General features: G+C 35.0%; 11 protein-coding genes. 2 read left to right on the top strand and 9 right to left on the bottom strand.

The window, feature by feature from the left end; genetic code table 11:
- Nucleotides 1–187, top strand: a 187-nt coding sequence (locus Q0845_RS27355; RefSeq protein WP_298521088.1) for a hypothetical protein, incomplete at its 5' end; no start/stop codon positions are given.
- 39 nt (nt 188–226) lie between these two features.
- Here the strand turns inward: Q0845_RS27355 and Q0845_RS27350 are convergent.
- From Q0845_RS27350 to ychF, 8 genes are all read right to left on the bottom strand, one after another.
- Nucleotides 227–2,860: a DNA gyrase/topoisomerase IV subunit A gene (locus Q0845_RS27350; RefSeq protein WP_298521086.1), complete on the bottom strand. Its 2,634-nt coding sequence runs from the start codon at nt 2,858–2,860 to the stop codon at nt 227–229.
- Nucleotides 2,860–3,336, bottom strand: coding sequence for a hypothetical protein (locus Q0845_RS27345; protein ID WP_298521084.1), 477 nt, complete (start codon nt 3,334–3,336; stop codon nt 2,860–2,862). Before Q0845_RS27345 ends, Q0845_RS27350 begins: the two co-directional genes overlap by 1 nt.
- 8 nt (nt 3,337–3,344) lie before the next feature.
- Nucleotides 3,345–5,201: a DNA topoisomerase IV subunit B gene (locus tag Q0845_RS27340; protein WP_298521081.1), complete on the bottom strand. Its 1,857-nt coding sequence runs from the start codon at nt 5,199–5,201 to the stop codon at nt 3,345–3,347.
- A gap of 141 nt (nt 5,202–5,342) precedes the next feature.
- Entirely contained in the window at nt 5,343–6,131 is a 789-nt protein-coding gene (locus Q0845_RS27335; protein WP_298521079.1) for a hypothetical protein, read from the bottom strand.
- Between the two features lie 194 nt (nt 6,132–6,325).
- Nucleotides 6,326–7,222, bottom strand: a complete 897-nt coding sequence (locus Q0845_RS27330) for a DMT family transporter (protein WP_298521078.1) — start codon at nt 7,220–7,222, stop codon at nt 6,326–6,328.
- 79 nt (nt 7,223–7,301) lie between these two features.
- Nucleotides 7,302–8,453, bottom strand: coding sequence for a DUF4274 domain-containing protein (locus tag Q0845_RS27325; protein ID WP_298521076.1), 1,152 nt, complete (start codon nt 8,451–8,453; stop codon nt 7,302–7,304).
- Between the two features lie 57 nt (nt 8,454–8,510).
- Nucleotides 8,511–9,659: a DUF4274 domain-containing protein gene (locus Q0845_RS27320; RefSeq protein WP_298521073.1), complete on the bottom strand. Its 1,149-nt coding sequence runs from the start codon at nt 9,657–9,659 to the stop codon at nt 8,511–8,513.
- Nucleotides 9,660–9,873: 214 nt separating this feature from the next.
- Nucleotides 9,874–10,965: a redox-regulated ATPase YchF gene (ychF, locus tag Q0845_RS27315; protein ID WP_298521071.1), complete on the bottom strand. Its 1,092-nt coding sequence runs from the start codon at nt 10,963–10,965 to the stop codon at nt 9,874–9,876.
- Between the two features lie 658 nt (nt 10,966–11,623).
- Here ychF and Q0845_RS27310 point away from each other — a divergent pair.
- Entirely contained in the window at nt 11,624–14,095 is a 2,472-nt protein-coding gene (locus tag Q0845_RS27310; protein ID WP_298521069.1) for a M14 family metallopeptidase, read from the top strand.
- 554 nt (nt 14,096–14,649) lie between these two features.
- Here Q0845_RS27310 and Q0845_RS27305 read toward each other — a convergent pair.
- Nucleotides 14,650–15,564, bottom strand: a complete 915-nt coding sequence (locus Q0845_RS27305; protein ID WP_298521067.1) for an AraC family transcriptional regulator — start codon at nt 15,562–15,564, stop codon at nt 14,650–14,652.
- Between the last annotated feature and the right edge of the window lie 508 nt (nt 15,565–16,072).

The following is a 16,072-nucleotide window of genomic DNA, read 5'->3' as shown; positions in this document are numbered from 1 at the left end:
AAGCGAAGCGATCAAAAAGCGAAGCGATCAAAAAGCGAAGCGATCAAAAAGCGAAGCGATCAAAAAGCGAAGCGATCCAAAAGCGAAGCGATCAAAAAGCGAAGCGATCAAAAAGCGAAGCGACCCAAAAGCGAAGCAATCAAAGAGCGAAAGCACTTCTAAAACTCTAAGAGCGAAGCAAGTCTAAAGGCAAAGCCGTTTCTAACAAGCAAAGCGCGTCTAAAATTTAAAACAATTCAATTTGTCCATCATCAGATAATGGAGGTTCATTACCAGAACTATTTTCTCCTTGTACCGTTTCTTCGTCAATAACTTCTATATCTTCTGCGGGCGTTTCTTGTTCTTCTTCGTAAGGCAATGCTTCCAACGCATTTATTTGTCTCACTTTATCGGTTGTCAACTGATTTCCTTGCGCTTTGATTCCTTTTACAGAAATAAACTCTTCTAGATTGACTTCCAAGTTTGGCTTTTGGTCTTTTCCACGTTGCTTGTAAAAAACAACTTCTGCCATTGGTCGCCAATCGGTCATTACCAATTCTAATTGTGATTTCGGATGATCGGTGATAAAGTTTTCTACTTTAGATGTATTTTCAACTAAGAAACGTTTTATATAATAGCGTTCTTTTTCACCATCATAATAAATAGCGGAAATTGGCTTTTTAGGATTCCATTTTTCCAACACAATCATATTGTTATCAAAATGTGCTGTCAATTCAGGAAGAATGGTTTTTAATTCTCCCTTTTGATTAATGATCAACAAACGATCTTCTCCTCTAAATTCTCCAATTAAATCGCCTCTTCCATCTACATTTAAGCGTCTTACCGTGTCATCAAACCAAATTTTACGTGGTTTTAAGGTAGAAACTCCTTTTTCTTTGAGTTCTATACGTTTGATAGAATATTTAGTGACAATATTTCCTTTTACGCCTCTTCCTTTAATTCCTAAATCGGCAAAATCAAGATCCCATTTTAGTTTTTTGATGCTTCCTGCTTGGCGCAACAGAATGGTAATGATTTCCGCTTCTCCATTTGGATTGGCTGAGAAATACGTAATCATAGAACCTTTTTTACCTTGTGTTAAATCGTATTCCTTATCACGAGTTACACTAGTTACCGCAAAACGTTTAATGTAACTTGCGCCACCTTTTCCATCACGGTAAATCATATTGTAAATGGTACGTTTGTCTTTTTTCTTAAAGATGGCAACATGAATGATATTCTTTCCAATAAATGTTTTGGAATCTACGCGAGTTACTTGCATTTTTCCATCACGTGTAAATACGATAATATCATCAATATCAGCACAATCCGTCACATATTCATCTTTACGAAGTGAAGTTCCAATAAAGCCTTCTTCCCTATTTACATAGAGTTTTGTGTTTCTGATGACTACTTTTCGAGCATCTACATCGTCAAAGATTCTAATTTCTGTTTTGCGTTCTTTTCCTTCTCCGTATTGCTTTTGCAAACGTTTAAAATAATCAATTGCATATTCGATCAAATGTGCTAAATGATGTCGTACTTCAGCAATACTTTCTTCTAATGCATCAATTTTTTGCTGAGCTTTGTCAATATCAAACTTAGAAATACGCTTAATTCGAATTTCTGTCAAACGTGTAATATCTTCTACCGTTACCGCACGTTTTAAGTGTGTAATATGTGGTTTCAAACCTTCATCAATCGCATTGATTACACCTTCCCAAGTTTCTTCTTCCTCAATTTCACGATAGATTCTATTCTCAATAAATATACGTTCTAAAGAGGCAAAATGCCATTGTTCTTGCAATTCTCCTAATTGAATTTCCAATTCCGCTTTCAACAGCTCAACAGTATGATCCGTGGAACGTCGCAACATTTCTGAAACTCCAATAAATAAAGGCTTATTGTCAAAAATAATACAACCTAATGGTGAAATAGAACTTTCACAATTGGTAAATGCATACAAAGCATCAATTGTTTTATCTGGCGAGATATTATTTGGCAAATGCACTAAGATTTCTACATCTGCAGCCGTATTATCTTCTATCTTTTTTATCTTAATTTTCCCTTTGTCATTTGCTTTTAAGATCGATTCAATCAGCGACGTTGTATTGGTTGCAAACGGAATTTCTGTAATGACTAAGGTATTTTTATCTCTTTGCGAAATTTGGGCACGAACACGCACTTTTCCACCACGCAATCCATCATTATAATTGCTAACATCCATAATTCCCGATGTTGGGAAATCAGGATAAATCTGGAAGCGTTTTCCCTGCAAATGCTTGATAGAAGCATCAATCAGCTCTAAAAAGTTATGTGGTAATATTTTGGTAGACAAACCTACGGCAATTCCTTCTGCACCTTGCGCTAACAATAACGGAAACTTTACAGGAAGATTGACAGGTTCATTTTTACGACCGTCATACGAGAGTTGCCAATCGGTAATTTTTGGACTGAATACAACATCTAAAGCAAACTTTGATAAACGCGCTTCAATATAACGTGAAGCTGCCGCACGATCGCCTGTAAGGATGTTTCCCCAGTTTCCTTGCGTGTCTATCAACAAGTCTTTTTGACCAATTTGCACCATGGCATCCGCAATACTAGCATCTCCATGTGGATGGTATTGCATGGTATGTCCAACAATATTGGCCACTTTATTATAACGTCCATCATCCAAATCTTTCATTGAATGCATGATACGTCGTTGTACCGGCTTAAAACCATCTTCAATGGCTGGTACCGCTCTTTCTAAAATCACATACGATGCATAGTCCAAAAACCAGTCTTTGTACATTCCTGTAACTTTGGTAATCGTGTCTTGTGCATTGCTTTCATGTTGCTGATTTTCAGCATGTAGTTCTTCGTTATGTTCTTCCATTAAGAAATTTCGTTGTTATGCTTTATCACTTTATCAAGCGATTTTTTTAAGGCTCTTTTTTTGCGTGTACTTAATAGGGTTATATTAAATCGCACACGTTTTATTTGGTTGGTTTTCGATCTTACATACACATACAAAAAGCTGTATAAACCATAGTTTTGTATGCGATATCGTTTGAGTTTTTCTTTAGGAAATTCAGCTCTACTTTCGCGATAATTGACAAAATTAGAGAGAAACAATCCTTTGTTGATAAACGTCAGTACATTGCCATCGCTATCAAATTCAAAATACTTTGCCGTACTATAAAAGATCAGAATCAATAAAATAAGTGTAGCAGGAATTGCGTACCACATTTTTGCTTGATTCAAATCTTCCCGAAAAAGAAAAAGGTACAGCATTGCTAGAATGCTTCCTATTCCTAAAAAAAAGTAGAGAAACGGAACCCACTTTTTCGATTTTGCGTTGTTAAACCGCATGTTATCAACTATTTGTCTTCAATAAGGTCTAATTCCACCTTTAGGTTGTTAATAATAAATTCTTGTCTGTTTGGGGTATTTTTTCCCATGTAGAATTTCAATAATTCTTCAATGGAAGTTTCTCTGTCTAACATGACAGGATCGAGACGAATATCGTCACCGATGAAATGCTTGAATTCGTCTGGTGAGATTTCTCCCAAACCTTTAAATCGTGTGATTTCAGGCTTTCCAGATAATTTATTTATGGCGGCTATTCTTTCTGCTTCACTGTAGCAGTAAATTGTTTCTTTTTTGTTACGAACTCTAAATAGAGGCGTTTGTAATATGTACAAATGTCCTTCTTTGATCAATTCTGGGAAAAATTGCAAAAAGAACGTAATTAATAATAATCGAATGTGCATTCCATCTACATCGGCATCGGTTGCGATTACTATGTTGTTATAGCGTAAGTCTTCCATAGATTCTTCTATGTTCAACGCCGCTTGTAAGAGATTGAATTCTTCATTTTCATATACAATCTTTTTAGACATTGCATACGAATTTAACGGTTTTCCACGCAAACTAAATACCGCTTGTGTATTTACATCACGAGATTTGGTGATGGAACCTGATGCCGAATCTCCCTCCGTAATAAACAAGGTAGATTCTAATCGTCTGTCTTTTTTTACATCTCCTAAATGAATACGGCAATCACGTAGTTTTTTGTTGTGTAAACTCGCTTTTTTAGCACGTTCTTTGGCTAATTTTCGAATTCCAGAAAGTTCTTTACGTTCGCGTTCTGCTTGCAGAATTTTACGTTGTAGCTTTTCTGCTGTATCTGTGTTTTTGTGTAAATAATTATCAAGGTATTTACCGATAAAATCATTGATATACGTACGAACCGTTGGCAAATCGTCTCCCATTTCTGTAGAACCTAGTTTTGTTTTTGTTTGCGATTCAAAAACAGGTTCCATAACTTTAATACTTACCGCAGAAATGATGGATTTACGAATGTCTGAAGCTTCATAGCTTTTTCCATAAAAGTCACGCACGGTTTTTACAATGGCTTCTCTAAATGCGGCTTGATGCGTTCCTCCTTGTGTGGTATGTTGTCCATTTACAAACGAATGGTATTCTTCGCTGTATTGGGTTTTACTATGTGTTATAGCTACTTCAATATCATGCCCTTTTAAGTGAATGATAGGATATAGCATGTCTTCTTTGTTGTTGTTGTCTTCTAAAAGGTCTTTTAAACCATTTTCTGAGAAGAATTTTTCTCCGTTGAAAATGATCGTCAATCCTGGATTTAGATAGACATAATTGCGCAGCATTTTTGCCACGTATTCCATACGGAATTTGAAGTTTTTAAAGATAGTTTCATCTGGAATGAAAGTTACTTTGGTTCCGCGTCTGCGAGAAGTTTCATCTAAAAACTCTTCATCTTTTAACTCACCTGTAGCAAACTCTGCAGAACTTGATTTTCCATCACGTGTTGATTCTACTCTAAAGTACGTAGATAATGCATTTACTGCTTTTGTACCAACACCATTTAGTCCCACAGACTTTTTAAAGGCTCTAGAATCGTACTTTCCTCCCGTGTTCATCTTAGACACTACATCTACGACTTTTCCTAACGGAATTCCACGACCATAATCGCGAACAATTACTTTGGTCCCTTGTATGGATACCTCAATTGTTTTTCCTGCACCCATGACAAATTCATCAATAGAATTGTCAAGTACTTCTTTTACAAGGATATAAATTCCATCATCGGCAGAAGAGCCATCACCCAACTTACCGATATACATTCCCGGACGCATGCGAATATGCTCTCTCCAGTCTAGTGAACGTATGTTTGCTTCGGTATATTGTGAGTTTTGTGCCATAAATAGAAGTGGTATTAGGGTTGGATGCTAATATACTATTTACATTCAAAATATGAAACACGTAACCCTGAAAGTAATCAACAAAAAGCGCAATATTTTTGTGAATATTGCGCTTTTTACTTGATATTTTATGAATTTACCTTATTCTGACCAATAACGAAGTGTTACAACGATAAATCCGTCGCTTCCAACTAAGCTTGGATCTAGTGTTACAACAGCACTTGATGCGCCATCAAAATACCCATCATAGGCATCAAAACGGTAGGTTCCTGCTGGCAAGTTTGCAAATGTGTCAATACTGTAATAATCTGTATAGAAAATTGCGCCTGTATCTTGGTTTGTTGCTCCGTAACCAGGCAATGTTCCTGCTGGCACTGGTGCTCCAGTACGCTCGTCGACCAACTCAATACGAACATTATACACCATTGCAACTGCTTTAAAAGCTGTCGCTTCTGTTTTGATTTCTTTTGCCAAACGAATTTGTGTGTTTAAGAAACCTCTGATTTCACGAATTAATGTACGTGCCGTATTGCTATCGTTTTGTTGAATTGCTGTTTGCAACTCGGCACTTTTGATACGTACAAAATCTTCGTTTCCTTCAATTTGAGAAGCTTTGCTTTGAATGCTAGCAGGATCGCCTTGTGCTGCTTGTCCGATGTAATAGATTACTTCATCACTGAATTCTTCTACTACTTCCATGCTCCCATCCATAATTTGAAGATAGGTCGCTACATCTGCATTTACGTTGTTGTTTACTAAATAATCAACAGTTAAGGTCTTTAAAGCTGCTTTGACTCTTTTTGCTTCAATTCGAATAATTTCTGCCGAATCGAATGTTTCATCTAAATCGTCTAAAACAGTTTGTTGTGCATTTGTGTTTGCTACAAATAATAACAAAAATGCACTGAGTACTACGGTAATTTTTTTCATGGTAAATATGATTTTTTGGTTATACCATAAAAGTACGATCGCAATGTGTCTAAATGATTACTGTTATCTTATAAAATTCTTAATGTTTTTTGATACTTTTTATAGTTCTTTTGTGTGAATTGTGCTGTTAATATTGAATAATCACATTATAAATTTTCATAGGTATTCAATTAAAGTTTAGTAAACTTAGGCAGTTACTTTTTCTTTAGATTGATCAATACGATTCCCAAAATAACAATCAGTGCTCCAAAATACTGCAATAAACTTAGTTGTTCTCCTAAGAAAATGACCGCTAAAATTATGGTAGAAATTGGTCCTATTGCTGCAATAATTGCAAAGTTTGAAGAGCTTATATGCTTTATAGATTCTGACACTAAAAATGAAGGAATTACAGTTGCAAATACCGCAATTAGAAACCCTAATAGATATACTTGCCAAGGAAAATTCAATATATCAAAACTTCCCGCTATTCCGTAATGAATAAATACACAAATACAAGAAACCAACATGACATATGCTGTAAATTTTACAACGCCAAATTTAGGAATCAACCAACCACTTCCTACTAAATAGGAAGCGTATGTAAATGCACTTAATAAGATGAATGCGCCTCCTATATATGTCTCGGTTCCTGAAAATTGAACTTCCTGTCCAAACGCAATGATGATTCCAATATACGTTACACTAATGGCAAGGAGTTGTTTGGATGATATTTTTGTTTTTAAGAAAAAACGATTCAACAGCAGTACAATTGTAGGATATAAAAACAAAATGATGCGCTCAAGACTTGCCTTTATATACGTAAGTCCTATAAAATCGAACAGACTTGCTAAATAATAGCCTACAAATCCAAACATAAGTATCCATACATAATCTTTATGCGTTGTGGCAATAGGATTTTCTTTGTTTCTATACAGATATGCTATTATAAGGTATATGGGAAAAGAAAACAGCATTCTCAGCAATAAAGCATCTAAGGAATTTACTTCATAGTTATATATGAGTTTAACCATGACAGCTTTTGAAGAAAACAAGATGATTCCTATAATACCAATGCAAACTCCATATAAAAATGCGCTATTCGATTTCATCCAACAAAAGTATTATAAGTTTGTATAACAACATTGTCAAATACATTCATATTACAATGTTCAAACTACACAAGCTATTTTAATCGTTGACAAACATAAATTCAGGAATGTCTCTTACTTTATTTTCTGGATAGTTTACAGGTTTATTGTTTAGATGTTTGTTTATATTGAACTTATAATTGTATGAAGCAAAATCATCTTTCTTCACACGTCTTTCAATCGCTGCTAATAAAGCAAAACCATCTTGCGCCCATTCATCTACTTCTTTTTTTGATTTGAATTGCGTGTACCATTCAGGAGCGCCGTGCCAATAAACATGAAGTGCTGTTCCTTTGTCACACTGCGGTTGTTTGATTGCCCATCGTAAGAATTTTGTACCATTGTCCCAGTTATAGCCTGCTGCCAAAGTATCTATTTCCTCTGCTGTTGATTTGACCAATTCCTTCTTCCATCTAAACTTAGAAAAAGGTGATGGATGATTTTTTTGAGCATCTGTTATAATGCATGGACCGTTATTTTTACAGTAAAAAGTTGTAAAATAGTATGAGTCTAATAAATCAATTCGTGTACAATCTAATGATTCTAGATTTTCCACAAAATTAAACTCACATTCCTCTATCGTTCCCGTTAAGATTATTTTTTTGACTTCTGTGATACTACTAATATCTAATTTTTTCAAGTACAATGATTTAGGTGCAATTTTTGTGAAGTCAATCACTTCATCAGTTACATGTGAAATATTAACTTTTTTGAGTTTTTTCAATTTTGAAATATTGGGAATTTTACTAAAATTGAACGTTCTTCCTTTACTTCTGGTATCTATTTGAATAATTTCTCCCGTATCAATATCGACATTGAACTGCGGATAATATTTATTCCACCACATAAAATCTGCCAATTCCTGTACTGTCATTTTTGTGTTTTTGCCCAGCGTTTTCATGAAGTCATAGTTTTCTTCGTTGAAATCTACTGGCAATCTTCCTACGCGTACTGTTGGCTCAGGGAATTCCATATTCATAAAGTCTTCAAACGATACTCCATCTACATGTCGTTTATGATGACAATCAAGCATTTGCACAAAGTGATTGGAATGTTCTCTAAAGTCTGACTTATCTAATTCAGTAATTTCTGCTTTTAGCGCCGCATACGTTTCCTTACTTTCTTTGGGAGTTATGTCATTTTCAATGAATTTGTAAATGCGATCTTGTAATCTGAAGAAAAAGTCTTTCATAGTGTTTTTAGTCTCTGTGTTTTAAGGAAAGCGTATTTTTTTACCATAAATTGGTATTTAATCATTTACCATCATGTATGCTGGAATGTCTCTTACTTTATTTTCTGGATAGTTTACAGGTTTATTATCTAGGTGTTTATCAAGATTGAATTTGTAATTATAGGTTTTAAAATCATCTTTTTTCATACGTTTTTCAATGGCAGCTAACAACGCATAACCATCTTGCGCCCATGAATCCACTTCTTTTTTGGAAGCAAATTGCGAATACCATTCGGGCGAACCAAGCCAATAGATCAACAACGCCGTTCCTTTGTCACAGTTTGGTTGTTTGATTGCCCATTTTAAAAACTTACTTCCGTTGTCCCAATTGTAATGTTTTGCCAACTGATGAATTTCCTCTGTTGTTGAAGGAACGGTTTCTTTTTTCCATCTGAATTTAGTAAAAGGTTCTCCATGCTGTTTTTGTGCTTCCGTAATGATACAAGGTCCGTTATTTTTATTGTATGAACTTGAAAAATAATGGGAGTTTCGCGGGTCAATTCTTGTACAATCTAGCAATTCCAAATTTTCTACAAAATCAATAATACATTCTTGAATACCACCTGTAAGAATTACTTTTTTAACTTGTCTAAATGCCGAAATATTTAGTTTTTCTAAAAATAAGCTTTCATCTGCAATTGTAGTAAAATCAACAATTTCATCCGTAACATACATGACATTCATCTTTCGTAATCTTCTCAATTTTATGATTGATGGAAAATTGCTAAAGTTAAAAGTGTCGTCATAACTTCGAGAAGTAATACTTTTAATTTCACCAGTATTCGCATCTACATAATCTTCAAAATACATTTTATTTTTCCACATAAAGTCAGCGAGCTCTTGTACCGATTTTTTGGTATTTTTCGCCAGTACTTTCATGAAATCGTAATTATCTTTTTCAAAATCGACAAACAAGCTACATACTCGTATCGTTGGTGCTGGAAATTCTTGTTTCATAAAATCTTCAAACAATTCTCCTTTTTGATGTCGCTTATGATGATATTCCAAAGACCTTGTAAAATGATCTAATCTGTTTTCAAATTCCGTATCTTTTAATTCTTTGACTTGTTCTTTAATAGCGTCATACTCTTCCGTACTTTCTATTGGAGACAAATCAGATTCAATAAAACTATACATACGTCTTTTGGTAACGTGAAAGATTTTCATATTGTTTGCAGTATTACTAGAGAGCAAATAAAGTTTAGGTTTTGAATACTTTACGAAAAGAAAAACTTATGTGTTTCAGGGACATAAATTTTAGTTTGGCTCTTGTGAATTTTAGTTCTTAAAGCTACTTGAATTCTATCTAAAAACAAAAAACCTTCAAATTTAATTTGAAGGTTTTTAGATACTATAGTGTCGATCTGTATGTTACAATGTTCTATACATTAAATAAGAAATGCATCACATCTCCATCGTCTACGACATATGTTTTTCCTTCTATAGAAAGTTTTCCTGCTTCTTTTACTTTGGTTTCTGTTCCATACGTTACATAATCATCATATTTGATTACTTCTGCACGAATGAATCCTTTTTCGAAGTCTGTATGAATTACTCCCGCAGCTTGTGGTGCCGTAGAACCAATTTTAATGGTCCAAGCACGTACTTCCTTCTCTCCTGCCGTAAAATACGTTTGTAAGTTTAATAGTTTGTATGCTGCACGAATTAAACGAGAAACACCTGGTTCTTCCAAACCAATATCTTCCAAGAACATTTGACGTTCGTCATAATCTTCCAATTCAGCAATATCTGCTTCCGTTCCAACAGCCAATACAATAATTTCAGCATCTTCATCTTTTACGGCTTCGCGTACTTTTTCTACATATGCATTTCCAGATTTTGCTGAAGCTTCATCTACATTACATACATATAAAATTGGTTTTGCCGTCAACAATTGAAAACCTTTCATTAACTCTTCTTCATCTTCGGAAACTTCTACAGCTCTGGCAGAAATTCCTTGCTCTAAAGAGTTTTTAAACTTTTCTAATGTCGCTTGTTCTTTTTGCGCTTCTTTGTTTCCTGTTTTGGCAGCTCTTTTTACTTTTTCTAAACGTTTTTCAACCGTTTCTAAGTCTTTAAGCTGTAATTCAATATCAATTGTTTCCTTATCGCGAATTGGATCAACACTTCCATCTACGTGCACAATATTATCATTGTCAAAACAACGCAATACATGCATAATAGCATTACACTCACGAATGTTTCCTAAGAATTGATTTCCCAGTCCTTCTCCTTTACTTGCTCCACGAACCAAACCTGCGATATCAACGATTTCAACAGTTGCTGGTAATACACGTTGCGGATTCACCAATTCTTCCAACTTTTCCAATCTTGAGTCTGGTACATTTACCACTCCTAAATTGGGTTCAATGGTACAAAATGGAAAATTTGCACTTTGCGCTTTCGCGTTCGATAAACAGTTAAATAAGGTTGATTTTCCAACGTTCGGTAATCCTACAATTCCAGCTTTCATTTTAATGATAAAATTTTAGTGGTGCAAATATAGTTTTTTTGTTGATTTGTTTATTCGTTTGTTTGTTTTTTTGATGGCTGGTAATATGATACGCTATTTTTATTTCAAAGACTAAACTCGTAAACTTATAATATGAAAATTCTTATTTGTTTACGCTGAACATGTCTAAGTATTGTTTTTGTCACGAATTCACGAATGTTTTTGTGTATACTCTTATGTAGATTGACTCGAATTTAGGTTGCTGATAATATGATACACTATTTTTTATTTCAAAGACTAAACTCGTAAACTTATAATATGAAAATTCTTATTTGTTTACACTGAACCCGTCGAAGTATTGTTTTTTGTCACGAATTCACGAATGTTTTTGTGTATACTCTTTTGTAGATTTACTCGAATTTAGGTTGCTGATAATATGGTACACTATTTTTTATTTCAAAGACTAAACTAGTAAACTTCTTACTTGTCTACTCTCAATACTAACATCTCACACCTAGCAATTAAAAACCAATTTCAACCATAAAAATTGTTAAATACGGTTTTCCCGTTTTGAATTGGGCAACAAATAGTTGATTTTTGTGTTTCAAACCAATTCAAAAAACATATGTTTCGATTTTCTAACCTTGTTCTTGCTGTATTTTGTCTAAGTTTTTTGACAATGAATGCACAAGAGAAAGTTTCTCTTTCCTATTATTTACCTAAAGATGTTACGTACAATGCAGCTATTCCGACACCAGAAAGTGTTTTAGGACATGAAGTTGGGAAATGGCACGTAACGCATGATAAGTTAGTAATGTATATGAAAGTTTTGGCGGCAAACTCAGATCGAATTACGATGGAAGACCGCGGAAAAACGTTTGAAGATCGTCCGTTGTTATTGTTGACTATAACTTCGCCAGAGAATCATCAGAATATTGAAGATATTCGCCAAAAGCATGTTGAACTGACAGAATCAAGTGGCGCCAATGCACAAATTGCAAACATGCCTATTGTAGTATATCAAGGTTTTTCTATTCACGGAAACGAAGCTAGTGGAAGTAACGCTGCTTTGCTCCTTGCCTATTATTTGGCTGCTGCCGAAGGAACTCAGATTGATACTTTGTTAAAGAATACGGTAATTTTACTAGATCCTTCTTTTAATCCTGATGGATTGCAGCGTTTTGCAGGTTGGGTAAATATGCACAAAAGCGAGCACTTAATCAGCGATCCGCAAGATAGAGAGTTTAATGAATCTTGGCCACGCGGACGTACGAATCACTATTGGTTTGATATGAACAGAGATTGGTTGCCTGTTCAGTTACCGGAATCGAGAGCACGTATTAAAACTTTTCATAATTGGATGCCAAATATTTTGACAGATCACCACGAAATGGGTTCAAATTCCACGTTCTTTTTTCAGCCTGGAATTCCATCACGTACACATCCGTTAACGCCACAGATGAATCAGGATTTAACCAAAGAGATTGCAACCTATCACGCCAAAGCCTTTGATAAGATTGGTTCTTTGTATTATACCGAAGAGAGTTTTGACGATTTTTATTATGGAAAAGGTTCTACATTCCCAGATATTAATGGAAGTATCGGAATTTTGTTTGAACAAGGAAGTGCCCGCGGACACATTCAGGAGAGTTCAAATGGTTTGGTGACATTTCCGTTTGCCATTCGAAATCAATTTACTGCGGCATTGTCTACGCTAGAAGCTGCTAAAAATATGCGCACAACTATTCTGCGATATCAGAGACAATTCTATGAAAATGCAAGAAAAGAAGCGGCGCGTACTACTGCGAAAGGCTATATTTTTGGAGATACCAAAGACGCGGCAAAAGCGTATCACTTAGCCGAAATTTTAAAACGACATAAGATTACCATTCACGAAGTTAGCAATGATGTTACTGTGAGTGGTACAAAGTATAAGAAAGGTGCAAGTTATATTGTACCAAGAAATCAACGTCAACACCGATTGATCAATGCGATTTTTGAGAAACGCACACAGTTTCAAGACAGTTTGTTTTACGATATTTCGGCATGGACGTTTCCATTGGCATTCAACTTATCATACAACGATTTGCCATCATTAAGCAACGCTGGAAGTGAAATTACCGATTTACAAGCGCCAACCGGAAACCTCAACGGATCTGGAGAGTATGCTTTTGTTTTTGAGTGGAACGAATATTATTCGCCTAAAGCTTTAGCTAAAATCAGAGCCAAAGGATTGCGCGCCAAAGTTGCTATGAAACCTTTTACTTTAGAAGGTGTTACGTACGATTATGGAACTGTGATGGTTCCTGTGCAGAATCAGGTGTTGAATTTGCAAGAAATGCGTACTTTTTTACGAAGTATTGCAAAAGAAAGTCACCTCAACATTACGGCAGTTTCTTCTGGTTTGACCGAAGGAATTGATTTGGGAAGTAATAATTTTAAAGCGATTAGAACACCGAAAGTTGCTATGATGATCGGCGATAATATTACTTCGTATGACGCTGGAGAGATCTGGCATTTGTTCGATCAACGTTACGAGATTCCTTTGACAAAGCTAGATACACGCAATTTTAATAATATGAATCTGTCCAAATACACACATATTATTTTGCCGAATGCGTATTCGTTGCGAAAAGAGATTACGAATAAACTTAAAAATTGGGTAAAAGATGGCGGAACTATTATTGGATATAGAAATGCCGTTCGTTATTTGAGTCAAAATAATTTTATCAAATTAGATATTAAGAAAACGGGCATTCCTGCAAAGAATGTTTCGTTTGAAGAACGACAAGACCATAATGGCGCACAAGTGATTGGTGGTGCAATTTTTAATACGAAGATTGACAGATCGCATCCTATTAATTTTGGGTATTTAAAAGACGAATTGCCAATGTTTCGTAATACGACCATTTTTGTGAATCCTAATGAGAAAAGTTATCATAATCCGATTCAGTATACGAATTCGCCTCTACTTAGCGGTTATATTTCGGAAGAGAATTTGGAGCATTTGAAGAATAGTGTTCCTTTTCAAACGGCACGTATGGGACGTGGACGCGTGATTGTATTTACCGATAATACTAATTTTAGAGCGTTTTGGTACGGAACGAATAAGTTGTTGATGAATGCGATTTTCTTTTCTGGGATGATGTAGATTTAGACTCGGCTTTGCCTTTTAGATGCGCTGGAGCTTTTAGTATCGCTTTGCTGTTAGACTTGCACTTTGTGCTTTTGGACTCGCTTACGCTGTTAGATTGCGCTGAAGCGCTTTTGGACTTGGTTGCTGGTAATATGATACGGTATTTTCTGTTTATGCTGAGCTTGTCGAAGTATTGATTTTTTAAAATGATATATGATACGTCATTGCGAGGAACGCCAGTGACGTGGCAATCTGCTACTTCAAAAAAAAAAATGCACTACGATAAACAGACTACCACGTCGTAAACTCCTCGTAGTGACGTTTCTGATGTTGATCTGTTTGTTTTTAAAAATTGATTACCGTTTGAAACAGCACTAATTCCTAATTTCCCAAAACCTATTGCCTGTCGAAATGCATTTAGAATTTAAAAACTGTTCTCGATACTATTTTCTTTGAAAATCACTCGAACTGACGATCGAAACTTTGACATATCACTTTAAGGACTTATAGCAATCTGTTTGTGTAGATATACATTTATTATTTGAAACTTCTCAATACTAACATCTAACTTAATTAAACATCTTTCGAAATTCCATAGGAGACATTTCAGTTTTAGCTTTGAAGAGTTTGGTGAACGATGCTGGTCGTTCAAATCCTAAGCTATATGCGATTTGACTGATGGTTTGTTGCGTTGTCGATAGCTGTTGTTTTGCTTTTTCAATGAGTTTGTTGTGAATGTGTTGCTGCGTGCTATGTCCCGTCAAGGATTTTAGCATGCTGCTGAGATAGTTTGGCGATAGGTTTAAATTATCTGCTACAAATTGTACCGTTGGCAAGCCTTTTTCCAGAGTGGTTTCATCCGTAAAATAAGCATTCAACAAGGTTTCCAATTGTCCTAGTATTTTGTGATTGGAAATTTTTCGAGTGATGAATTGCCGCTCATAAAAACGTTCGGCATAGTTTAATAGTAACTCCAATTGCGCAATAATGATTTTACTACTGAATTTATCAATATTCGATTGATATTCTAGTTCAATGTTCTGTAAAATAGCAATGATTTGTTGTTCTTCTTTTTCAGAGAGAAATAACGCTTCGTTTACACTGTATCCAAAAAACTCGTATTGGTTTATTTGTGTGGTTAATAAACTTTTCCATAGGAAATCGGGATGAATCAACAGTAAATATCCTGATGGTTTGCTATTTATATTCGGATTGTTCTCCAAACTCATTACTTGTTTAGGTGCAATAAATGTCATTAAGCCTTCATCAAAATCATAGGCTTGCTGTCCGTAGAAGAATTTGTATGGAATATTTCGTTTGAGTCCAATTGTATAATAATCTTGCATCCATTGCAAATCTTCTATGTTGGCGTCATACTGCACCTTACTGTAATCTACTAAACTGATCAGTGGATGTTCGGGTGCAGCAATGTTTGCAAATTTGTGGTAATCGCTTATTTTTTTGAAATGTTTTCGTTGTTTCATTGTTAGATACGCTATCGCTGTTAGACTTGTTCCTGCGAAAGCAGGAATCTCTTAGACCGCTTTGCTTTTAGATTGCGCTAAAGCGCTTTTAGATTTGGTTAATGGTTGCTGGTTATATGATACGTTATTCTTTATTTCAAAGATTAAACTTGTAAACTTATAAACTCTTAAACTTCTTATTTGTTGATTTGTCAATTTGTTTTTTGTTTATGCTGAGCTTGCCGAAGTATTGATTTGTCTCACTCTTGACTTATCACTCACTACTAACAACTCATAACTCATAACTCATAACTAGTTAAAGATACTTTATTTTCAAATGCTACTCAAGCGTCAGTTCAAGTGATTCGTCCAAGCGGATTGTATCGAGAACTACTTTGATGTGTAGAATCTAAAATTTCAAAGCTGTTCTCGATACAACGAATCATAGATTCGCCACTCCTTTAGATTAGCATTCAATAAATCATTAACTTAAAAATGGAAAAGATACACTATCAAGTCACTCCAAGTT

Source organism: uncultured Kordia sp., assembly GCF_947489565.1.
Taxonomy (GTDB): Bacteria; Bacteroidota; Bacteroidia; order Flavobacteriales; family Flavobacteriaceae; genus Kordia.
The sequence above is the reverse complement of the archived record's forward strand: the minus strand, read 5'-3'. Positions and strand labels throughout refer to the sequence as shown.